Origin of the sequence: Paenibacillus sp. P36 (assembly GCF_045866505.1) — a bacterium.
Classification (GTDB): domain Bacteria; phylum Bacillota; class Bacilli; order Paenibacillales; family NBRC-103111; genus Paenibacillus_E; species Paenibacillus_E chondroitinus.
Genome location: NZ_AP038372.1, coordinates 6,782,469 through 6,806,617 on the forward strand (window position 1 = coordinate 6,782,469; position 24,149 = coordinate 6,806,617).

At 45.9% G+C, this 24,149-nt stretch carries 18 protein-coding genes; 1 reads left to right on the top strand and 17 read right to left on the bottom strand.

The window, feature by feature from the left end:
- From ACKTT9_RS29975 to ACKTT9_RS30020, 10 genes are all read right to left on the bottom strand, one after another.
- Complete coding sequence (locus ACKTT9_RS29975; RefSeq protein ID WP_407868847.1) at positions 1-426, bottom strand: NfeD family protein; 426 nt, start codon at positions 424-426, stop codon at positions 1-3.
- A 185-nt stretch (positions 427-611) separates the two neighbouring features.
- Positions 612-2,186, bottom strand: coding sequence for a glycoside hydrolase family 43 protein (locus ACKTT9_RS29980; protein ID WP_407868848.1), 1,575 nt, complete (start codon positions 2,184-2,186; stop codon positions 612-614).
- Entirely contained in the window at positions 2,183-4,624 is a 2,442-nt protein-coding gene (locus tag ACKTT9_RS29985) for a hypothetical protein (RefSeq protein WP_407868849.1), read from the bottom strand. Before ACKTT9_RS29985 ends, ACKTT9_RS29980 begins: the two co-directional genes overlap by 4 nt.
- A gap of 19 nt (positions 4,625-4,643) precedes the next feature.
- Positions 4,644-5,798 carry a glycoside hydrolase family 88 protein gene (locus ACKTT9_RS29990; protein ID WP_407868850.1) on the bottom strand — a complete coding sequence of 385 codons (1,155 nt, stop codon included), beginning with the start codon at positions 5,796-5,798 and terminating at the stop codon, positions 4,644-4,646.
- Positions 5,799-5,831: 33 nt separating this feature from the next.
- Positions 5,832-6,662 (bottom strand): carbohydrate ABC transporter permease, encoded by an 831-nt coding sequence (locus ACKTT9_RS29995; RefSeq protein ID WP_407868851.1) that lies wholly within the window; start codon positions 6,660-6,662, stop codon positions 5,832-5,834.
- Between the two features lies 1 nt (position 6,663).
- Positions 6,664-7,566 carry a carbohydrate ABC transporter permease gene (locus ACKTT9_RS30000; protein ID WP_407868852.1) on the bottom strand — a complete coding sequence of 301 codons (903 nt, stop codon included), beginning with the start codon at positions 7,564-7,566 and terminating at the stop codon, positions 6,664-6,666.
- Positions 7,567-7,656: 90 nt separating this feature from the next.
- Positions 7,657-9,000, bottom strand: coding sequence for an ABC transporter substrate-binding protein (locus tag ACKTT9_RS30005; RefSeq protein WP_407868853.1), 1,344 nt, complete (start codon positions 8,998-9,000; stop codon positions 7,657-7,659).
- 251 nt (positions 9,001-9,251) lie between these two features.
- Entirely contained in the window at positions 9,252-10,850 is a 1,599-nt protein-coding gene (locus ACKTT9_RS30010; protein WP_407868854.1) for a response regulator, read from the bottom strand.
- On the bottom strand, positions 10,825-12,621 hold the full coding sequence (locus ACKTT9_RS30015; RefSeq protein ID WP_407868855.1) for a sensor histidine kinase: 1,797 nt from the start codon (positions 12,619-12,621) through the stop codon (positions 10,825-10,827). Before ACKTT9_RS30015 ends, ACKTT9_RS30010 begins: the two co-directional genes overlap by 26 nt.
- 105 nt (positions 12,622-12,726) lie before the next feature.
- A complete protein-coding gene (locus tag ACKTT9_RS30020; RefSeq protein ID WP_407873144.1) occupies positions 12,727-14,613 on the bottom strand; it encodes a beta-L-arabinofuranosidase domain-containing protein in 1,887 nt (628 codons plus the stop codon).
- A 143-nt stretch (positions 14,614-14,756) separates the two neighbouring features.
- Between ACKTT9_RS30020 and ACKTT9_RS30025 the strand changes: the two genes are divergently transcribed.
- Complete coding sequence (locus ACKTT9_RS30025; protein ID WP_407868856.1) at positions 14,757-15,635, top strand: helix-turn-helix domain-containing protein; 879 nt, start codon at positions 14,757-14,759, stop codon at positions 15,633-15,635.
- A gap of 165 nt (positions 15,636-15,800) precedes the next feature.
- On the opposite strand, the gene ACKTT9_RS30030 is transcribed toward ACKTT9_RS30025, so the two are convergent.
- From ACKTT9_RS30030 to ACKTT9_RS30060, 7 genes are all read right to left on the bottom strand, one after another.
- Positions 15,801-16,934, bottom strand: a complete 1,134-nt coding sequence (locus tag ACKTT9_RS30030) for a Gfo/Idh/MocA family protein (protein ID WP_407873145.1) — start codon at positions 16,932-16,934, stop codon at positions 15,801-15,803.
- Between the two features lie 20 nt (positions 16,935-16,954).
- Positions 16,955-17,917: a sugar phosphate isomerase/epimerase family protein gene (locus ACKTT9_RS30035; protein ID WP_407868857.1), complete on the bottom strand. Its 963-nt coding sequence runs from the start codon at positions 17,915-17,917 to the stop codon at positions 16,955-16,957.
- Positions 17,918-17,938: 21 nt separating this feature from the next.
- The gene (locus ACKTT9_RS30040; RefSeq protein WP_407868858.1) at positions 17,939-18,991 is read right to left on the bottom strand and encodes a substrate-binding domain-containing protein; all 1,053 of its coding nucleotides are present in this window, start codon (positions 18,989-18,991) and stop codon (positions 17,939-17,941) included.
- A gap of 35 nt (positions 18,992-19,026) precedes the next feature.
- Entirely contained in the window at positions 19,027-20,001 is a 975-nt protein-coding gene (locus ACKTT9_RS30045) for an ABC transporter permease (RefSeq protein WP_407868859.1), read from the bottom strand.
- Entirely contained in the window at positions 20,001-21,488 is a 1,488-nt protein-coding gene (locus ACKTT9_RS30050; RefSeq protein WP_407868860.1) for a sugar ABC transporter ATP-binding protein, read from the bottom strand. Before ACKTT9_RS30050 ends, ACKTT9_RS30045 begins: the two co-directional genes overlap by 1 nt.
- Positions 21,489-21,605: 117 nt before the next feature.
- Positions 21,606-22,577 (bottom strand): ABC transporter permease, encoded by a 972-nt coding sequence (locus tag ACKTT9_RS30055; protein WP_407868861.1) that lies wholly within the window; start codon positions 22,575-22,577, stop codon positions 21,606-21,608.
- Positions 22,570-24,084, bottom strand: coding sequence for a sugar ABC transporter ATP-binding protein (locus tag ACKTT9_RS30060; protein ID WP_407868862.1), 1,515 nt, complete (start codon positions 24,082-24,084; stop codon positions 22,570-22,572). The genes ACKTT9_RS30055 and ACKTT9_RS30060 overlap by 8 nt, the downstream gene beginning before the upstream one ends.
- Between the last annotated feature and the right edge of the window lie 65 nt (positions 24,085-24,149).

The window sequence follows — 24,149 nt, forward strand, 5'->3', positions numbered from 1 at the left end:
TTACACCTGCCCCTTTTTTACATACAGTTTCGTGACTTTAACATCTATGACAATTGCTTCTTCACCTACTTGAATCAGCTCATCTGCGTATGCACTCCACATTTCGGTGTTCACCTTAACCAAACCGCCTTCACCAGGTTTGATATCACTTATTACGAATGCCTTTTGACCTATTAATTGATTTGGTGATGGCAGCAATTCTTTGGATGAAGGTATTAACTTGCGTACAATAGGCAACAAAAAAGCATAAATCAAGAACGCACCAACCGTAAACACACATAGCTGTATCAGAAAAGAAAGATGGACGATTGCAGTGGTCATTGAAAGAAAAGCACTGGCTGCTAGAACTAACATGTAAAAAGTGCCTGTATAAAGTTCAAAAATCACAAATAACACGGCCAAAATAAGCCACAGTAACCAAAGCAATTTGTTTCCACACCTCCCTTTCACCATCAATTCCTTGTTAAGTTTTATGTGAAATCCGGCTTGACTATGTCATTAAAAAGTACAAAGAAAGCAGTTACTTATGAAAACGAAACATACAAAAAAACCAGTAAACTCAAGGTTTACTGGTTTTTTTTATAAACTAACAGCATTGTTAACTGCCTAACCTAGGCGTCAAGCTCCATATAATCAAAGAAGTCGAAGTCCGCATGCAGGCGAGTTCCGCGCAAATCCTGTGCGCAAAGACCAACGAAAGCGCCGGTAAAGGATAATTTGCTTTGGTAGCTGTCGGCAAGATTACCGGAGTACAAAGTCGGACCCATTGGCTGCCACGACTGGCCGTCTAAGCCATAAAAGAATTGAATTTGATCGAAATTCATTGCGGCTTTGAGATATACCCGTCCTTCAGGAATCGGCACATACGTGTCCAATTCATCATATTGCCCCTGATCGCTAACAACGATCGCCAGATGCTTGCCGAGCTGGTCATCGTGGGAGATGCGCAAATAGTAATGATCGGACTCATCATAATAAAGCACAAGACCCGCCATTTGTGTAAAAGCTTGCGGCTCATACTCCACACATGTCACGATCTCACAAGTGAAGCTTTGAATGCGTCTTGCTACTAGACTTTGGTGGTGCAAAGAGGTAAGCGACTCTCTCCCCTTGAGCCGCAAATAGCTAGGACGCTCAGATAAGCTTAACCATGACTCGTCAGCCGGGACGCGCAGTGTGTGCCAATGCACGCTGAGCTTCCGTTCATCAAAATCATCGCGGATCGGATCCGGATCAAACGGTTGCGGCGTCAGCTCTGTTTCAGGAATGTGCAGCTGCGGCTGCTTTCCGCCTGCGGCCAGCCGCAGCCAGCCTTCCGGCGTCCACGTTACTTTCTGCAGGGAGGTTTCTCGTCCTAGTGGACTGAGTTTGCTGCCGTCCGGAAGAGGACGGGAACAAATGAACACCATGTACCAGTCCCCTAGCTGCGTTTCCACCAAGGAACCGTGACCTGCATTTTGCAGCGGATGATCCGGCGTGTTTCTTGTTGTGATCATCGGGTAGTCCGGATCAACTTCATAGGGACCCCCTACGGAAGTTGCGCGCATAAGGGTGGCGGCGTGCATCGGACCCGTTCCCCCTTCAGCTACCAGTAAATAGTAGCAGCCATCCTTTTTATACACCATCGGCCCTTCTGTCACACCCAAATCTGTCCCTTCGGTAATCAGCATGATCTCACCGATCAGCTTGCTTTCATTTGGACAGAACTCCTGCATGATAATGCCAGCGAACCGTTTTTTGTTTTTGCGAAAATCCCACTGCATGTTAAACAGATACTTGCGGCCATCCGTGTCGTGGAACAAAAAGTGATCGAAACCGCTAGAATTCAGATAGATCGGTTCCGACCAAGGTCCATCAATCGAAGGTGCCGTCACGATATAGTTGTGCAAATCTTTATATACACCTTTTCTACCAACTACATTCGTAAAGCACAAGTAAAACGTACCGTCGCAGTAGCTTAAGGAAGGCGCCCAAATGCCGCCTGAACTTGGCACACCGCGCAGATTCAGCTGACTCACCCGATCCAAAGGACGCGTCAGCGGTTTCCAGTTCATTAAATCTTTGGAATGATGAATGAGCACGCCAGGGAACCATTCGAAGGTAGATGTTGCAATATAATAATCATCCTCAACCCGAATGATCGACGCATCCGGATTGAAGCCGCGTAGAATTGGATTTTGAATCATGCTGTTGTACTCCCCTGTCGTAATAACATGATCTCACCGCTAATACCAAACTTCACAAAATGAAACGCCTTCCCCAGCGTGTGATTGGGCGCATCAGGTGAATCTGCAAAGTTTTTGACGCCTTTGTACTGATCCGGGCTAGTCAGATGACGGTCCCCGTCCACATGCCGATGGGGACCGAACACATTAAATGTGCTAGGAATGAGCTGTATGACTAGTTCATGGCTGCCTGCTGAGATCTCATTTGGCAGAGCCAATTGCCAGTGTGGACCCCACGTCCAGCCTAGCTCAACACCATCTACAAAAAGTTGCGCCGCATCAGCGTTGATGCCCGTTAACTGCAAGGTGACTTGCTCAGCACACGCTCCTAGCTCCAAGCTTTTGGTAATCGTCACCGGCCACCCGCAAAACGGCAAGCCTGCTGAAACTAGATCATCCGCTGCCAAATCTGAAGTTGGCGAAAGCAGAAAAGGTCCCTCCGTCATCTGCTGTCTGGCATCCTTGTCATGATAAGACGACAAACTTCTAACTAGAAATTTTCCTTCAATGAACACGACAGGATTAGGCTCATCCACTTCAGCTAATTCCAGCTGGAGCTCCAGGCTCCCGCCTTCGGCAAGCAAACTGTGTGGAACACTGAAGCGATAGCGGTCATCCTTGCAGGAGTAATGGACGAACATACGACCGTTCACCGACAGCTCCTTCGGCTTATCCAAAAGGACAACCTCCATCTCCGGATTCGAGCTGAAAGCTGCTGCCTCCACACACGCAGTCAGTTTGCCGCCCTCTTTGGCCGTGAACTCTACGGCAAAGAGGTTCGCTGCGGGCATGGCTGCCGCCCAAGCTGTTTGCACAGGTGTTTCTGCAGGGTGCGAATTCGCAACCGGTTGCTCACTAAGCTCGGCGCTAGCTGCAAACACCTCTCCGGTACGCACTTCGACGCCAGCAGCTTGCATTCGATCGATGATCGTCTTGCCAGCTGTATTACGCGTCCAGCTGCAGCCGTTCGCAACGAGCACCTTGCGATATGACCGGTGCCCAACCGTTATACAGCCCTCATCTACGGAAGCGATCTCCTCCAGGGTGCGCTCTTCGGACAATTCATAGTGTACGCCAGTTGCATGAACCTGCTGTACAAGGGCAATGAATTGATTGCTCAATCTGCCGCTCACCGTATCTGGCACACCTTCCCCGTTATGCTCATTAATGACCATCGCATCTCGAGGGTCAAAGTGTTCCATGATGCCGCGTGTCGGTGTCACAATAAGCAATTCCGGCTGACTCGAACGAAGCTCCGGCAGTTCGGCAACCTTGCTGCGGATACCGTCCAGCACGGACGGCAGCGCATCCCGCCATGTCAGATGCAGCGGCATCGATGGCGGCCAGTCATGTACCGCTTCCGATTTCAAGCGGAATTGCGCGAGGTGAAGGACAAATTGCTCCAGGCCATGACCAGCCAACCACACGATATAATTCGTAAACGATTCAGGCGTCACACCCCAACCACTGCCGCCATGTGCTTCAACAAGGCAGCTTTCGCGGCCTTGCTGTACGGATACCGAGTGCACCATGCGAGGATAAAAATCATTGCCTGGGAAACGTTCCAACGCATCAATCGCCGGCATGGTCAGACCTTTTAACACATGGAAGCAGGATCCACTGTAAGACAATTGGAAGAACGGATTCTCCTCCCCTTTCAGATGCCCTGTGAAGAGCTTGCCTTGTGCTGCGCACCAATCCTGGATCGGCTTATAAAAGCCCTCGATGAGCGCATCTGTAATCAGCTCCCAATAGCGTACGCGAACCTCTCTGCTGCGTTCACCTTCTATGAATAACAAAGGCAAAAGGGGGAGCAGCTCCTCGCCAAATCGTGCTTGATACATCTCCGGCAGACGGCTGATCCAAGGAATGTCACCATGCTTCACGGAGACGCTGTGACCATCCAGAAACGCCACTTCATCGGTGAAAAATCCTGTCACATAAGCCCAAGCCTCCGGAGCTAGACCATTGCGATACCCTTCGTGTGTAATCTCTATAAACAATGCAGTCGCCTGAGGATCCAGCGAAGAAACGGCATTTTTGGCATAAAAATTTAACTTACTTTCGCGACCCGCTTCCTCCTGCCACTCTACCCATTCACAAATCAAATCAGGACGGCGAGCAATCACTTGTCCACTTGCTGTTCCCGACGGCCAACCGTTCTCGTCATAGATCCAGAAGCTCATCCCGATTGATTTCGCATGCAAAATCAGATCAGAAACGATATTCAAATAGGCCTTGCTCATATAGACAGGAGTATCCGGGTAATTGCGGGGATGGAAAACGACGCCAGTCATCCCCGTTGCTTGCATATCGTCCAGCTGCTGTTTCAGCCTGCTCAAATCCAAGTTATCATTGATGGCCCACAGCGCCATAAAGGTCAAACGGCTTACATCCATGCTGTTGTACTCCTTTTCATTACCATAAATACAAATCGTTCCCTTTAAGCTTGAAAATCGCTTCCATGAAATAATAATCGCCATAAATAATTGCGTGATGATGGTTTGCCGAATGATAGGCAGCTGAACCGAATTGAATCAGGCTATCACTATCCGTTGACCAATCAATTCGGGAACTATCCAACGTTTTGAGCAACTTCAACGCAGCACCGAGGTAAAGATCCTTTTCATGCTCGCCTACGGCTTTCGCAATTTCAATCAGACCACACGCCGCAATAGCTGCAGCTGTATCATCCTCCAGCTTCGGTTCCTTCGGCTGTCGGAAATCAACGGGAATCACGCCATCTGCAGGAATGTTCGCGATAAAATAGTTGGCAATCCGTTTCGCGGTTTGCAAATAGTCATCCTTTTGCGTATGAATGTAGCTCATCATGTACCCATACAAAGCCCAGGTCTGCCCTCTCGTCCAGGAGGAGCCTTCTTCATAGCCTTGTCCGCCATACGATCTGATCACGCCGCCTTCAAACGGATCAAATTCCACGATGTGGTTCACAGATCCATCTGCTCGAACAAACGCCGTCATCGCCGTATCGGCATGCTTCATCGCAATTTGCTTGAACCGCGGATCTCCTGTTTCTTCCGAAGCCCAGTACAGCAGCGGAATATTGAACATGCAATCAATAATGGCCCAACCTCTCGTATCGGAGCCCTCTAGATCGTTCCAAGCCCGAATAAAGCCCCCTGCCAAATTAAAACGGCCCGCGAGCAGGACAGCAGCATGCATCGCTCTCTTGCGAGATTCCGGATTCTGCGTCACTTTATAATTAGCCACACTCGTCGGCAGCCACATAAATCCAACATCATGATGCAGTCCATAAAATTCATCAAAACAACGATCTAATTCTTTTTCGGAGATTTGCGCAATTTCTTTATATTTCTCGTTGCCGGTTTCATGATACATGAGCCACATCATGCCGCCCCAGAAGCCATTCGTCCACCAGTTAATTTCATCTGTCTCCGTGCCTGTAGGATTATCGACGATACGATTATCATGTGTTCCGTTAATGGTTGTGTACGGAATTTTATGTTTTGACTTCTCGCTGACCCCGTCCATTTTCGTTGAAATCCTATCAATAACGTCATTCAACCAACCTTGTTCCTGTTCTTTTAACATATGCTTCTGCCCACTTTCCCCATTGTTTAGTGATTAGCCTTTGGTTGCACCTGCTGCAATTCCTTTGACAAAGTACTTCTGAAGCGCGATGAAAGCGATTAAAACAGGGATAATTGAAATCGCCGTGCCTGCGAAAACCATGTCCCACTGAGAAGCATATTCGCCGACGAAGCCGAAGATTTCGACGATCATCGTTTTGGGCTTATCCGAAGGCAGCACCAAGCTTGGCATCAGGAAGTCGTTCCAAATGCCGAGACCGTTCAGCACGACCAAGCTCGCCGTACACGGCCCAAGCAGCGGGAATACGATCCGCCAGAAAATGCCGTACTTGGAGCAGCCGTCAATTTCAGCCGCTTCCTCAATTTCACGCGGCACCCCTTTCAGAAAGCTTGTATATAGCAACACGCCGAACCCGACCGAGCCGGATATATAGATGAGAATCGGTGCGCTTAATGTGCCGTATAAACCTATCATTTTCATCTCTTTGAACAGCGGAATCATATAAACTTGAAATGGAATCATCATACCTGCTAGAAAGTAGACATATACCATATTCGTCCATCTTTTATTCGTCCGTTCAATGGCATATGCCGCCATGGGGATGACCGCAATCATCGCGATAATCGAGCATAATGTTAAAATGATAGAGTTAACCATCGCTCTAGGGAAATCTGTTTTGGTCCACAGATACACGAAGCTGTCCACGTACCAGCTGGTTGGAAATGAGATCGCATCTCGCAGAATGGCTCCATTGCTTTTAAAGGCGGAAATCAAGCTGAAGTAGATGGGAAAAAAGAAGATAATAGCAAGGACCAGCGTCAGGACAAAGAGGAGAATCTCCAGTATATTTTTCTGCTTTCTCATCTTATAACTGCACCTCCCTGCTGCGAAGCAGCTTAATTTGAATCAGCGATACGATCAAAATGAGAATAAATAAGACAAGCGATAGCGCTGTTCCGAAGCCTTGCCGCAGCTCGCCAAAGCCGACTTTGTAAATAATGTACGTCAGTGTTTCTGTTGCAAATCCAGGTCCACCGTCCGTCATGACGGCGATCTGATCGAATATTTTGAGGGATGCAATCATCGACAACATCATGCAGACCGTAAAGGCTCCTGCCAGCAATGGGAACGTAATATGGCGGAATTGCTGCCATCGGTTCGCTCCGTCAATGCTTGCCGCTTCCGTCAACTCTGGCGGAATCCCTTGCAGACCAGCCAAATAAATAATCATATAATAGCCGGCGCCTTTCCATACCGTTGCAAAAATGATGGAGATCAAGGCATAATCCGGATTTCCAAGCCAATCGACGTTCAAGAAGGAAAGATGGAGTTTAGCAAGCAATTGTGTAATCACGCCAAAGTTGTAATTCAGAATAATTGTCCAGACAAACCCCATAACAATCCCGCTGAGTAACGTTGGGAAGTAAAAAATGCTGCGAAACAAATTGCGGAACCATTTCACCTGATCTACGAGCATCGCCAGCAGCAGGGCCACGACATTTTCAACAATAACTAAGACAACAGACAAAATTAACGTATTTTTCAGCGCATTATGCACGCGCTCGCTATGCCACATCTCTACGAAGTTATCGAAGCCGATGAAGCGAATATCCGGACTAACACCGTCCCAGGAAGTAAAACTAAGATAAACACTGCTTGCTGTTGGGACCATGACGAATAAGGTATAAAGGATCAGTGCAGGAACAAGAAACACGATGGAAAAGTTTAGCCATTTTCTTTTTCTCTTAACAGGCTGTATGCTTGTCATTCTCTTATGCCTCCTATATGAATTTGAAGGCAGTAGCAGGAAAACCTCCGCAAGTGACGCAGAGGTTCTCCGTTTGCAGCCTTTTCGCTTTTATTTTTTCATAGCCTTCACTTCGGTATCCCACTCAGCATCCGCTTTTTTCAAATAATCTGCGCTGAAATCACCTTTCACTAACCAATCTTGAACGGATTTATAGAACCAGTTACGGAATTGCGGCGGGATTTGGTTAGCTCCCCAGAAGTTATTGATTTGAAGTGATTTTTTAACATTTGGATCCGCCATCATCGTCAACACTTCTTGCAATTGCGGGGAAGCTTCATAGTTCATTTTTTCCTTTGTAGATGGGATTGCGCTTGCTACTTTCAAGTATTTCGGATATTGCTCTTTGCTGAAGAAGAACTTAATGAAGTCCGAGATCGCCGCTGTTTTGTCGGCATCTTTCGCTGCATTAGCTGACAGGGACCAGCCTGCTGGTTGAGCAAGACCAACAACGTTTACTGCACCTGTTTGATCCGGTACCGGATACCAGCCGAAATCAAATTTCGGATCCGCTTGTGCAATCGTCGGGAACATCCAAGGACCGGAGAATAAGCTTGCTGCTTTACCGGTCACGAGCATGGAAGCCGTTTGGTTGTCCGCCGTACTCATGTAACCTTTATCTACGTAGCCTTTCGTAAATAGATCCGTCAATAGCTGCATCGCTTTCGCCGGACCTGGATCCGTAAAGCTCACTTTGCCTTCGGAACGCTTGGAATTCCAGTCCGCATCTTTGATGAACACTTCGTCGATCAAAAATTTATTGACCCAGAAGCCCCAGTGGAAAATGTCTTTACCGCCGACAACGATCGGTGAAATACCTTTGGCTTTCAGCTTTTCCTGCACAGCGATGAAATCCGCATACGTTTTGGGCTCATCGGTAATGCCTGCATCCGCGTACGCTTTTTTGCTATAAATGATCCCTTGTGGAGCAGGTAGCGCGATTGGCGCATTATATACTTTGCCGTTTACTTGTGGAACGTTTTCAAACAAGCTTTGTAGATCTTTTGGAAGTTCTGCCAGCTTGCCGGCATCCGCGAACAATTGCGTGTCACGCATTTCAACTAAATCCGGGAATTCCCCAACGGCATCTTTGGTTTTTAAGAAGTCCAGATATGCCGCTGTCGTTGTTTCGCTCAAATCTTTGATTTTAACGTTCGGGTTCGCTTTCGTGTAAGCGGCAATGGAATCAGCCACCGCTTGTTTGGTCGCCGGGTCGCCTGTCGCATAAATGACGCTGAAGGTTACATCTTTCTTCGGAGCTGCAGTCGCTGCAGCTGTGCCAGCCGGAGCTGCGCTTGATGCTGGAGTTGCGGAATCACTTTTGCTGCCGCAGCCTGCCACAATGAGTGCTAATGCTGTCGATCCTACGAGTACTTTGGAAAAAGTTTTAACCATGGTTGAAAGTAACCTCCCTTTAGTTGTAGCTTCTTTTGAACAACCCTTGCTGTGCGCTTTGTTCGTTTGAATTAAGACTAACATACGCCCAAATCGTTTAGAATGAAGTTTTTTAAGCTTGATATGCATGAATTTAAGAAGGTGAAAACGGATGCAATAACTTTCATCTACATGGAAAAACAGCCTCCGCTTAGGCTCCGAAACGAAGCTATGGCAGAAGCTGTCTTTAGGAAAAACAGATTGACTACGATTTATCCTTTAATTTGACTCTTATACTCATGCGGAAGCTTGCCATAGCTTTTCTTGAACATATCGCTGAATTGCCGTGGATTATGATAGCCAACCTGCTCAGCAATTTCATAAACGAGCAAATCCGTTTGCAAGAGCAGCCGGACTGCATTTTTCATCCGAATGTTCGTGACGTACTGCTTAAAATTCTCATTCGTATGCTTCTTAAAGAAGCTGCTAAAATAATACGGATTCATAAAAACTTGGGAAGCCATGCTTTCCAGCGTTATATTCTCGCTATAGTGCTCCTCAATGTATTCCTTAATCATCTTCATTTGCTGCGCTTCGCGGCTGCCGCCTGCGGTGCTTACTTGCTCCAGTATGTCCAAAATACGGGCATTTATAAAAGCAATAAGATCACCAAAACAGTTAAATTGATGCATCCGCTGCTGCCAGTCTTTCCGCTGCTCCGACGACACCTGAGGGTCAATCCCCACAGCCGACATCTCCTCCAGTAAGTCCGTCAGCATGGCGTATACGATTAAGATCGCCGATTCTTTGCGACCATTGGCGCCCGCTGCAGTATGCTCAAAGAAGTTGCCCAACAGCTCCTGCACCTGCTGCTTTTCCTTGGCGATAACCGCTTTAATCACGGCTTGCTTGGCATCTGCCAAGAGTTGATCTGAACCGCCACGCCGTTCATTCTGTGACCAAGAAAGAATCGTTCCATCCTTTTCAAAATAGCTATAGTTCATCGTCTCAACGGCCGACATGTAGGATTGCCTTATGTCCTGTAGACTGTGAGCCGGCATTCCGATACAGATCGTCACATGAATTTTCAGATAGTATAAAATCTTATCCCGCATTTCGCTCACAAGCCGCTGCAAATCATCCTCTACACGCATGTGGTTCACAATGACGCATAAATTTTCACCTTTACGAAAGACGAGACCGCTGCCATAAAGTTGGATCAGCTCATCAACCAGATTGGATACCGCAAACACGAGTAGACGCTTCTCATGCTCCCCCCACCTGCCATCCTGCAACTGTACATGCGCAAGCTTCACATACAACACACTGAAATACGGACCCGTAAACTGTGTGTTCAAAGCTTGAAGCTTACGCTGTGCTTCCTCCCACCGAATATCCCCTTGAGTAAGCCTGTCGAACAACTCCTCGAGCTGCGTCTTTTTATCTTTTTGTTCATAAACAGCGAGCTTACCCTTGGAGGATTGATCTTCATTCGCCTCCTGAAGCAACGTCATCGCTTTGCCCACTGCCTCGAGCAGCAGCCTCTTCTCAATCGGCTTCACCAAATAATCGACCGCACCGAAGGCGAGCGCGTCCTTAGCATAAGAGAACTCCTGATAGGCGCTGATGAAAATAATTTTCGTCCGCAGCTGCCGCCTTTGCACCTCTTTAATGACATCGATGCCTGATCCGTCCGGCATACTAATATCCGTGATGACCAGATCAGGCTGTTTGAGTTCAATCTGTTCCATCAAACCTCTGCCCGTCATCGCCTCACCTACGATTGCAATGCCGAGCTCTTCCCACGGTATGAGTTTTTTTAACCCTTTGATAATGATCGGTTCATCATCTGCTAGAATGGCGTTCAACACGGACGCTCACCTCTTTCGTTAAAGGAATGACAAGACGGACGGTTGTTCCAATATGTTGACTGCTATTGATCTCTACACCAAAACCTTGCCCATACAGCGCCACAATTCGCTCATGGACATTAATGAGCCCGATACTGCTGCCCGTATCCAGTGAGCTGCCCTTAGCCAACTTCTGACGAACAAGTTCAAGCGTATCCTCATTCATCCCTACACCGTCATCGTCCACCGTGACACTAAGCAGGTTGTCCGGCAGCTTTTCAATCGATATACGAATTGTACCTTTCCCTGGTTTAGGCATAATGCCATGATAAATGGCGTTTTCGACGATCGGCTGCAGCGATAACTTCGGAATCGCATAGTCCATTAAGTCCGCATCGAACCGGAAGTCAAGGCCTAGCTTATGCTCGCCGTACCTGATGACCATCAATTGAAAATATTGTTCGACATTCGCTTTCTCAGCCCGGATTGCAACCGATTCTTCGCCATAATCGAGGACATACTTAAGCTGATGAGATAACGATAGAATCATATCCCCAACCTCGTTCGCATCTTCCGCAACGGCGTTCATCCGAATTACTTCCAGTGTATTGTACAAATAATGCGGTCTGATCTGGCTTTTCAATGCATTAAGCTCCGCCTGCTTTTGCTTAATTTGCGCTACATACACAACATCAATGTATTCCTTCAGCCGTCCCACCATTTTATTAAAACCATGGGACAGTAAACCCAGCTCATCCGCCGTCTTGACGGTCACCTTCGTATCGAAATTACCGGATTCTACTTTTGCCATTTCTCGCGTAATGCTGCGAATCGGGGTGGAGAAGCGATTGGAGAACCAGACAGCTACCACAATCAACGAAATCATACACAAGCCAATGACGATCGTAATCGTCTTGATGAGCTGCTCGACTTTGAGAAACAATTCTTTTTTATAAAACTCACCAACAATCTTAATGTTATTCTCGGCTGTTTCCTGTTGTAGATGCAAGAAATCATCTGATGGATTCGCATGAAAAACAGAACCGATTAGCTCCGTCTGATTGCTATAAAGGATAATCCCCTGTTTATCAACGACATAAACGGTATCCCGGTTATTCAGAACCATTTGCTTAAAAATCTCATTAAACACGCCAAGCCCAACATCCATATAAAAGCTCCCGACAATCTCGCCTTCGACCTTCGAAGACCCCAGGACATCGGTTAGGTTGCGACCAAACGTCATCACTTGATCCGATGCCCCAAGAAAATAATCTTGCTTATGTGTCGAAAAAAAGCCTAGACCGTTACGATTAAGCTTCATCTGCTCTTGCCATTCCACCCTCGGATATTGATATTGGTAATCCAGGGCAACGTTGTTCTTGGATAAGCTTTGAAAAGTTCCGTCCGGCAAAACAAAAAAGACACTTTGCAGGTTACGTTCTGTATACAACACCGTTTGCAAGAAATCGTTAATCGTCATCGTCAAGCGAATGTCTTTCTCCTTGCTTTGCGCTGCAATCGCTTGTCCCAATTGGCCATAGAGGCCGCCAACTCCGTAGGAGTACATGAGTTTGGAAATGTTGTTGTATTTGACAAACATATCATCTACATTTCGGCTCGCAAACAGCAGCATTTGCTCATAATTGTTCGTCGCATAACGCTCCATAAAACCGCTGAACGTCTGCAGTGAAATATAACTGAGAATGAGCAGCGGGATGAGACCGACGGAAATGAAAGAGAGTGTAAATTTGGCAAAAATGCTTTTGTGCAGCCGAAAAGGGTTCGATGCCATCTGGGAGCCGCCTCATGCTTTCGATTTAGAATAAGTCTATTTTAACAGAATTCGCCCGCTAAACGAGCGATGATATTTCATGTGAAGGTGCGCTTTTTTAAGAACTTATTGAAGGGCCTGATCAACAGGAAAATAAACGGTATACGTCTCATCCTTGATTTCATATAGAGGAATAAAGCGTATTCCCTTATCCTGCCCTTTCGTTCGATAGTAGCCGACATTCCACCAGCTGTGGTTTCTTTCGCGATCAGCTACGAGCATCGTCTCTGGCAAATCGGGATTTCCAACCAATCTACGTTCATATCCAACCAACCCTGCCAAAACAATCGGGCCATCCATAAAAGCTATCATCTCCTTTGCGCCAGGAAGTGGCTCGGTTGTCAATGATTTTGGAAACGCAATCTGCACGATATCCCCATTGCTCCATGTTCTACGAATCCCAATAAATGATTGCGGTCTTACTGGATCTGTCAGTTGAACGCCATTCACGTAAATAATGGGATCTTCTTTCACCCAGCTTGGGACTCTAAGTTTTAGTGTAAATTCAACGTCCATGTCACAAGTCATTGTCAAACTATACTTAAATCGATCAGGTCGATGGACAGGGATTGGCGGCATATCAATTTTCGTTATCGCCGTCATGCCTGTAACATTCCAATTATTCAAAGGATAGACGCCGTATTGCCCGTCTTGTTTCAGACAAATGTTAATTACAGTATCATCCAGCTTCAATTTAACTTCAGCTGGTATCCACTGACATACGGTCACTCCCGCTATATCCTCCATGAAAATCTGCTGTTCATAAGAGGCATTCGCTTGAATAAGCGTTCCATGGCAGCACCAAAAGTGCTGTGTAGGAGATCCCCACTTCTTATGGCTCCCCGCGCCGATACCTAGAAAATACGAAATCATGCCTGTTTCTCCATGCTGATGAGCAAGAACTCCGTTATAAAATCTTCTCTCCCAATAGTCCGCATATTGTGGTTCTCCTGTCCATCTGAGCAGTACATGAGCAAGTCGCATCATGTTGTAATTCACACAATGTTCCTGTCCAACTCCCATTCTTTCCACCATCTGACCGGGCGGCACCCATAATTCACCATCATCTCCAGCCCCCGTACAGTAATATCCTCTATTCGTAACCGCGCATGTCCAGAACGCCTCCACGACCTCTCGAAAACGTCTTTCTCCGGTTACTTCCCACGCTTTAGCAGCTCCCAAAATTTCAGGAATCTGCGTATTCGCATGCTTATTCGTCAAGACATCTTGTCCTGTTAACAAGGCGTCAAAAAATCGGCGGCGATCATAACGATGGATTAATGCAAGGTGTGTTTCATCATGTGTTATACCATATAGGTCTGCCCAGACCTCCAACATCCCGCCTGTTTCCAAGTCCAGCAGATCATCCATTTGCTCACGGCTAAATGGTTCGGTGAAACGATGAAACCAAACGGCTAAACCGCGCATTAAATCGAGCGCTTGTTTATTTTGACCAATTGCGTACATGTCGTATAGTCCCATCAAAAGCTTATGAATCGTATAATGCGGTGCCCAGACATACTTTCCTTTGGCTATTCTGTTCACATAGGACTCTGGAAATGCAGCAAGCCATTCCCCTCCATTCGCCTCCTGACAACGCGCCAATTCTTGGACGATGTAATCCGCTTTGGCTTTAACCAGCAAATCTTCCGTTTGCGCATAGATCCGCGCTGCTGCAGACAGCCAATGCCCCATCATATGTCCACGCAACTCACAAGTCAGTGATTCCCATCCCCAATGCCAATGCTCGGGTCCGTCCATACTCGTTGTAGTCGCGCTTGTAGTTCCTCCATTTCCACTGTAGCTCCACAATCCTGCTTCCAGATAGAAATTACGAAGCAGATTTTCATTCGTTAAGCTTAAGACGTACTTCTTGTTCAGCTCGAAACGTGCTGTAAGGGGTCCTGCGGACAATTTAACCCGTCCTGCCTGATAATCATTCATTTTAGTCATACGCAATGGGATACCTCCATTTTTTTGTGCCCTAATAGTATTTTAAATCCCAATAAGTATCGATAAGAATGCATAAAACAGTATTTTACATATACTTTTTTTGGGTATAATCTATATACAAGCCATATAAGGGGGCAAGTAAGATGGATCCGTTCGTTTATTTAACTGGTGATCGGTTTCCCATGATAAGGGATATGGGGTGGAATCAAGTAGACGAAGTGTATACGCATCACGACCGCCTATTGGATTTTGATGTATTCGTATTTGTGACCAAGGGGAGCATGCAGGTCATTGAGGGGACCACGGAATATATCATTAACGAGAAGGAACATTTATTTTTGAAAAGAGGACTTCATCATTGGGGACGCCCTGAAACAGTGCCAGGAACAGCCTGGTATTGGGTACATTTTAACGCCCCTGTACATGACTACTCATCCTATAAAGAGCACTCCCCTCTACCTGAAATCGACTTTTTTTATCCTGATCACTATGCCTACCGATTCCCTATGCCCAAGCATGGAACTTCGCCTTTTCATAGAACCTTAGAAAACAGACTACAAATGTTAGTGGAGGATTTTCAAAAGCCTAAGGAGCATGGTATGGTCCAGCTAAGCATTCAAGTCTATCAACTGTTTTTGGAACTTCATAAATCAACGAAAGAGTATAACAGAGCTACTAAAAGTGTAGGAAAAGGAGCAACGGTTACTGGGAGAGTTATGACTTTTCTTAAGCAGCATACGGACGAGGACTTTGATTCTACCAAACTAAGCAGCCATCTGAATTTGAACTACAGTTACGTATCGGCAACCTTCAAAACACAAACAGGACTAAGCATTATTGAAGCGCATACGAAATTAAGAATAAACAAAGCGATCGATTGGATGCGAAACACTTCTCTCAATGTATCTGAGATAAGCGAGAGGTTAGGTTATAAGAATCCTTATTATTTCAGTCGCGTTTTCAAAAAAGTAATAGGGGAATCTCCTTCTTCTTATATGAGTAATTTCTATAGGAATAAGTAGAGTCAAAAATAAAGAGCTGCTTCTTAGCAGCCCTGTGGATTTGCGAATAGAGATAATTTTGCATAGAAATCTTCTAATATAAACCGTAGAACATTTATTTGAAATCAAACAAAACGCCTAAGATCGGAGGCCCCGACTTAGACGTTGTTATCAAATAATTCCGTTCTATACTTCCTCAACGCGCACCCATGCGCCTTTCTCAATCGACTGATCCACAGCTTCCAGTACTTGCTGACACTGCACACCATCATAGAAATTAGGCGCAAAATCAGTACCATTTACGATGCTCTGCATGTATTCATACACCAGATGGATGAAAGCATGCTCATACCCGATCGTATGACCTGGCGGCCACCAATTGGCGGTATAGGGATGCACGCCTTCTGTTACAAGGATAGTACGGTATCCTTGAAGGTGCGGCGGATCGTCTTTAAAGTAAACTTCCAATTCATTGAGTCGTTCCAAATTGAATCGTATGGCGCCTTTACTGCCGTATATTTCAAAGGTTTGGTAATTTTTCCGACCATAGGCAAAACGAGTTGCTTCGAATGTCCCCATTGCGCCATTCTTAAATTCAGCCAAAAATGACGTCGCATCATCCACCGTGACATCGCCCATCTCATCCGATGCTACGGCTGTAAGACCCTGGCTTGATGCGGGGATTGGACGCTTATGTACGAACGTTTTGCTGTGTCCGACTACGCGTTCAAAGTCACCGATCAGGAAACGAGCTAAATCAATACAATGGGCATTTAAATCCCCATGCGAACCTGAACCGGCGACCTCTTTATTGAGGCGCCAGGCTAATGGAAATTCGGGATCCGCCAACCAATCCTGCAAGTAGGTTGCTCTGTAATGATGAATATCCCCAATTTGGCCTTCCGTAAGGATTTGTTTGGCCAACTGTACGGCAGGCAGGAAACGATAATTGAAGCAAATTGCATGCTTGACACCCGATTGTTCTGCTGCCTGCAGCATCTCTCTAGCATCAGCAAGCGTCAAGGCTAGAGGCTTCTCGCAGAACACATGTTTACCGGCCTTAACAGCCCCGAGTACAATCTCTTTATGTGCATTGCTTGGAGCATTTACATCAATTAAATCAATATCATCCCTATGGATTAAACGCTGCCAATCGGTTTCATAACTAGACCAGCCGAATTTCTCAGCAGCAGCCTGTACGCCATCCTTATCGCGACCACAGATGGCTTGCATAGCAACATCTGCATCAAGTTCAAAGAACATGCCCACATCCTTATAAGCATGGCTGTGAGCCTTGCCCATAAATTTGTAACCAACCATCCCCACATGGATCACAGGTTTTAAGCCCACCACATTTCACCTGCCTGTTCACCGATGATGATCCCTTTCAGGAAATCCGCAGCTTTCTTGAAGCCCTCATCGGTCGACATCAAGCTATCTTCGTGTTCAATGCTAATCGCTCCGTCATAGCCTACCTTGCGCAACGTGCTGATGATTCCTTTCCACACATCCATATCGTTCCCATAGCCAATCGTACGGAAAATCCATGAACGTTCAAGCTCATTGCTGTAAGGCTTTACATCGAGGACACCATTTAACGAAGTATTGCGCGCATCGATCCTCGTGTCTTTGGCATGCACATGGAAGATCGATTTTCCGAGCTTCTTAATGCACTCTTCAGGGTCCATCCCCTGCCAAAATAAATGGGAAGGGTCAAAGTTAACACCGATATTATCACCGGTTTCTTGACGAAGACGCAGAGCTGTCTCTGTGTTGTATACAACGAAGCCCGGATGAGCCTCAATCGCTACGCGAACGCCATGCTGCCTGCAGAAGGCGGATTGCTCACGCCAGTAAGGAATTGTTTTCTGCGACCACTGCCAGTCCAGTACTTCGAGAAAGTCAGGTGGCCATGGACAAGTGACCCACGATGGACTCTGGGACGTGTCGGAATCACCGGGACATCCTGAGAAAGTGATGACCGTTTCAACACCCAAAGCTTCCGCCAGACGCACGGTATTCTGAAAATCTTCATGATGCTCAGCCGCAATGGCTGCTTTCGGATGAAGCGGATTTCCATGGCAGCTTAAAGCGCTAATCGATAGACCTCGCTGCTCTACCATTCGTTTCAAATCAGCGATCTTGCTTGCATCGCGTAAAATCTCGGAAGGCGATATGTGGGCTTTGCCCACATATCCCCCTGTTCCGATTTCTACGGTTTGCAATCCAGCCTTTTGAACAAGATCAAGAGCTGACTCGAGCGTTTTCTCGCCATATAGTACTGCAAATACGCCCAGTTTCATAGAAACACTCTCCTGCAAATTTTAGTAGTTTGCATCTGCTTTATAATATTGATCAACATTTTCCGGTGTAACTGGAGCGGCATCCAAAATAATATGATGAGGAATGCTTTTCTCCCAGAAGCCCTCGACACCTTTGCCCTCTAACAGCTTAACAGCCAAATTAACAGCTGAACCGCTCATCGTCGGTGAATACGTTAAGGATACAATCACATCAGGCTTTTGTTTTTCCTTCATCATTTGATAAATTTCTTTCTCGCCGCCTGAGCTTACAATAAACATTTCCTTATCACGCTTCGCATCACGAATAGCTTGAACGATACCAATCGTCATATCATCATCTTGCGAGTAAACGCCATCAATTTTCGCATTGGCCTGTAAAATATTTTCCATTGATTTCAAGGCTTTTTCTCTTGTAAAATCACCTGGCTGTGTAGCAACGATCTGAATACCTGGATAATCTTTGATGTAATCGCGGAAACCCTTCGATCTGAGATCGGTAACCGTAGATGGAACCCCGGAAATTTCTACCACTTTTCCCTCTGGTTTTCCATTACGCTTCGTCATCTCGGCTACCAAATACTTGGCATCCCCGAAACCAATCCCGTAGTTATCTCCACCGATATACGTACGATAGTTCTCTGTATTTACAGCGCGATCAATAACAACCAAAGGAATGTTGGCTTTTGCAATTTTATCAGCAGCTGGTGTTAATGCGGCGGACTCAATTGGCAGCATAACAATGGCATTTACTTTTTTCGTGATCAAATCCTCAATATCCGAGGTCTGTTTAGCAGGATCACTCGCTGTGTACATAATCAGCTTCACGTTTTTGTGCTTCTGTGCTTCCGCTTTCGCATTCGCTACGAGAGCACCCATCCATCCGTGGTCAGCTGAAGGCACCGAAATCCCTAACGTGTATTCGCCTCCAGCTGCCGTTACATTCTGCGTTTCAGTCGCTTTTTCCGCAGGCTCCGTTGTTGTAGATACCGCTTTATCCGATGTCGTACAACCCGCTAACACACCTGTTAAGCTAATCATGACAACTACGGTATGAAACCATTTTTTCTTTAACATAGTAGACCTCCTGAGAATAAATTTGGAATGGCTTGCTATTCTTTCTTTTGAAGCATAACGGCTGCGATAATAATCAGCCCTTTGACCACCCCCTGCAGATAGGGTGAAATATTAAGCAAATTCATGACATTACTCAAAACCCCTAAGATCAGAACACCAAATAGGGTACCAATGATGCGGCCCCGCCCTCCGGATAGGCTGGCCCCACCTATGATTACAGCAGCTATCGCATCCAACTCATACATATTCCCTGAGCTTGAAGTCGAAATTGAATTTAAGCGTGAGGTTTCTATGATCGAGCCAATAGCCGCGGTGAATCCACAAATCATGTAAGAAATGATCGTCACACGTATGACCGAAATCGCCGATAAACGTGCTGACTGTCTGTTGCCGCCCACGGCATAAATATGTCTGCCGAAGACTGTCTTTTCTAATACGACAAAGGATATGAACACAATAAACGCGAAGATCAACACAGGATAAGGAATTCCGAGTAAATAGCCGTTACCAATTTTTGCATAGTTTGCATTCATTCCTGATATCGCGCCTGCATCCGCATAATAAAGTGCGAGTGACCTCGCAATAGTCATCATAGCGAGCGTGGCGATAAAGGCTGTGATTTTGCCATAGGTAATCATAAATCCGTTAATGAGCCCGAGGATAATACCCATCGCCAAGCCTAGCAAAATCGAGATACCAATCGGCAAATGGTAAGTGACCTGCGCAGCCATAATCACCATACCGGATAACGCCAGGATGGAACCGACGGATAAATCAATGCCTCCTAAAATAATGACAAACGTCATGCCTACAGATATAATGCCTACGATTGAAATTTGTCTTAATACATTGGTAATGTTAGCCACACTGAGGAAATGCTCACTTAGAACAGAGGCCAACACAACAAGTACAATAAAAGCAAAAATGACACTGTATTGTTCCCAAATTACTTTTACCCCAAATCTGTTTTTAGAGGCAGGGGGTGCACTCAAATCAGCTACTTTTACCACTACATTCCCTCCGCTATTCCGGCTGCTAATGCCATTATTTTTTGTTCATTGGCTTCTGTATGATCTAATTCTCCATGAATAGTCCCTCGATGCATGACTAGAATACGGTTGCATAATCCAAGAAGCTCCGGCAACTCCGATGAGATGACAATGACTGCTTTTCCTTCCGCCGCAAATTGCGAGATTAGATGATAGATTTCACTCTTGGCTCCTACATCAATGCCTCTTGTCGGCTCATCCAGGATGAAGAGTTCACAGTCCGTTGCCAACCATTTGGCGATGACTACTTTTTGCTGATTACCGCCACTCAGGCTCTTCACAGGCTGGGTTACTTTATTTACTTTAATATTTAATTCCTTCACCTTCCGGTCTACGGTTTGATCCTCGGTTTTTCGGTTAATCACCTGCCATTTGCTCACTTTTTTCGGAACTGCGATGGTAATATTTTGCGCAATACTCATATCTAGAAATAACCCGGATTGTTTTCTATCCTCTGTGGCGAAACCAAACCCCAATGCAACCGCGTCTACGGGATTACGCAAATGGACCTGTTTTCCTTTCCAATACACCCTTCCCGTATCTGGCTTCCAATCGCCGAATAAAGTACGGGCCAATTCCGTTCTACCTGCGCCAACTAGCCCCGAGAAGCCTACAACTTCACCTTTGCGTATGCTGAAATTCACATTGTCGAAATAAGGCTTAAGTGACAAATTTTCTACCTTTAATACTTCTTCACCGAATTTTGAAGCTTTGGATGGGAATAATTCATTCAATTCACGGCCTACCATTAGATTAGCTATCGAACGTTCGGTTAGCTCTGACATCGGTAATGTCGTTACATGCTGTCCGTCGCGCATAACGGTTACTGTGTCACAGAACAGGCGCAACTCGTTTAAGCGATGAGAGATATAAATAATGGAGGTGCCTCTTTCTTTAAACTTGCGAATCAGTTCAAATAACCGGGCGCTTTCTCTTTCTTCAAGTACGGCTGTGGGTTCATCCATAATGAGGATGCTTGCGTCAAGCGATAGCGCTTTCACAATTTCAACAATTTGTTGTTGACCTATACTCAATGAATGAATCTTTGCGTTGGGGTCCAGATCCAAATGGAAGCTTTCCAGGAGCTGCCGCGTTTCGGCAACCATGTTTTCCTTATCCGTGAAAATGCCCAGCTTGCGAGGCTCTCTCCCCAAAAACACATTCTCTGCAACCGTCATATGGGAGATTAAATTCAATTCCTGATGAATAATACCAATACCCAGCTTCTGAGAACTCGTAGGAGAATGGATTTTCACCTGTTTTCCATCCAGCAGAATTTCTCCTTCATCCGGTTCATGAATGCCCGCGAGTATTTTCATCAAGGTAGATTTGCCTGCGCCATTCTCTCCCACTAATGCAAGTACTTCACCCCGTTTTAACACCAGATTCACGTTAGCAAGCGCGTTCATGCCATTGAAAGCTTTACTAATATTTTTCATTACCAGCATCCCTTGATTCTCCTCCTCTTCTCACCATCCATACTTTGATGATAGAGGTTTTGACCCTTGGCAACAATGAATAAAACGGTGTTAAAACTTCACTTTCCTGCGGAATCACAGACGCCTCTAATCCATTTTCTTTTGTTTGTATAAGACGGCCAGCATGAGGATTCCCTTAAGAATGCCTTGTAGGTAAGGCGACACATTTTCAAGATTCATGTAGTTGCTAATCATGCTTAGAATGAGCACACCGCAAGCGGTGCCCCAGATTGTCCCTTTTCCGCCCGATAAATTAGCGCCCCCAATGACAATAGCCGCAATGACATCTAGTTCATAGGTAGTTGCTGAGGAAGACGTAGAAATGGAGTTCAACCTTGAGGTTTCCAGAACGGCTCCAACTCCTGCCGCCAGTCCGCTAATACCAAAGGCAATGATCGTCACCCAGTGCATAGGTGTACCGGATAAAAAGGCTGCAATACGATTATTGCCAACCGCATAAATGTACCTTCCCAGTAAGGTGCGTGATAACACGACATGGGCCAAAATCGCGGCAAGAATAAGCGGAAATAGAATATTTGGAATGCCTAATGTATAGTCATGTCCTAGAGCTGTATACTGGCTATACTTGCCTTGCAGGGCACCGCCTGAAGCGTACCAAAGTGAAATGGATCGAACGGCGAACATCATCCCTAAGGTAGTAATGAAAGAGGGGACCTTCCCATAAACGACAATCACCCCGTTCAAGAGACCAAGAAGCATTCCCGCTATAACACCTGCAAGAATGGATAACCAAATGCCAAATCCATCGATACCTTGTAAAACCATAATGATGGATCCCGAGAAGACTAGAATCGAGCCTACTGAAAAGTCGACCATACCTAGTAAAATAACGAAATGGACGCCAAGCGCAATCATGCCGACAACGGATGCTTGACGAAACAAGTTCATCAGATTTTCCCAAGATAGGAAGTAATCACTCGACACAGAAGCGATGACGAAAAAAACGACGATAATGAGAAAGACATGATTCTTCTGTATGAACCTCCAGGCCAGTCCCGGTTGATTAGCTCTCAAAGGCAAGCCGTATCTCTTATTCAATTTCTTGTGCCTCCGATCTGGGTGTACGTGTCATACCTGATGCTGATTGGGTAATTCTTTCCTCCGTTGCTTCCAAGCGCGTCATTTCATCCACAATATGGCCTTCATGCATGACTAAAATACGAGTACAAATGCCCAGCAGCTCTGATAAATCCGAGGAAATGATGATCATGCCTTTGCCTTCCTCCACAAGATCGTGGATAGAGGCATACATTTCCGTTTTAGCGCCTACGTCAATACTTTGGGTGGGTTCATCCAGGAAATATAAGTCACAATCCGCAACCAGCCATCTGCCCAGGGTAACCTTTTGCTGATTTCCGCCGCTAAGGTACTTTACCTTCTGGTCTGGCCCTTGGATGTTGATGCTCAGTTGGAGGATCGCATCCAGAGCTTTGTCTTGCTCCTCTTTAAACAGAAGAAACTGCCATTTATGTAAATGGTCCAGACCTGATATGGTCAAGTTTTGGGAAATATTCATATCTGGAAACAATCCTTTACCTAATCGATCCCGATTCACGAAACCAAAACGATGCTGGATTGCTTCGCGTGGGCCACGAAAACGAACCTCCTTTCCCTTCCAGATCACCTCGCCGGAATCTCTTTTCAGCTCCCCGAAGATCGTCTTCGCGAGCTCTGTTCTTCCTGAACCGACCAAACCAGCAAATCCAAGAATTTCCCCCTCATACAACTGAAATTGTATATTCTTAAACCAGGGCTTGCGGGTAAGTCCCTTTACACGGAGAAGCTCTTTTCCTTTCTCATGCGTGACCTGTGGGAATAAATATTTCAGCTCTCTGCCAAGCATAAACCGAATAACATCATTTTCACCTAATCCTTTCAAATCGCGCGTAATCACGTGTTTTCCATCTCGAAGAATGGTAATCCGGTCACAGATGTTGTACAGCTCCTCCAAGCGGTGTGTAATATAGATAATGCCAATGCCTTCTTCCTTAAAAGAACGGATCAGTAGAAATAAACGTTCTCTTTCCATATCCGTTAAGCTAGCCGTAGGTTCATCCATAATTAAAATGCGCGCACGCTTTGATATTGCTTTTGCGATCGCAACAGCATGCTGCTCGCTAAGCGATAGATGGCGGACCAGAGTGCCGGGATGATGCATGTAGCCTAACGACTTCATAATGTTCTTTGCATCCCTTTTCATCTTACGATGGTTCGCAAATAGGCCAAAAACCCTCGGCTCCACACCAAGAAATATGTTCTCAGCAATACTCATATCTTGTACGAGCGCTGGATCCTGATAAATGATCGACACGCCTAATTGCTGTGCTTCAATGGACGAGTTAATATGAACCCGTTTGCCCTCGATTCTAATTTCGCCTTCATCGGGTTGATGAAAGCCAGAAATCATTTTCACCAGTGTTGATTTGCCGGCTCCGTTGCCGCCAATCAACGCATGCACTTCTCCATGCCCCAGATGAAAATTAACGCCATCCAGTACTTTAACCCCAAAAAATGACTTGTTAATATTTTGCATATCCAGGAGCATCCATCCACATCCTCTATATTCATCTTTATCTCAGCACCCTAGCCCAATGATCGGAAACTAAGCCG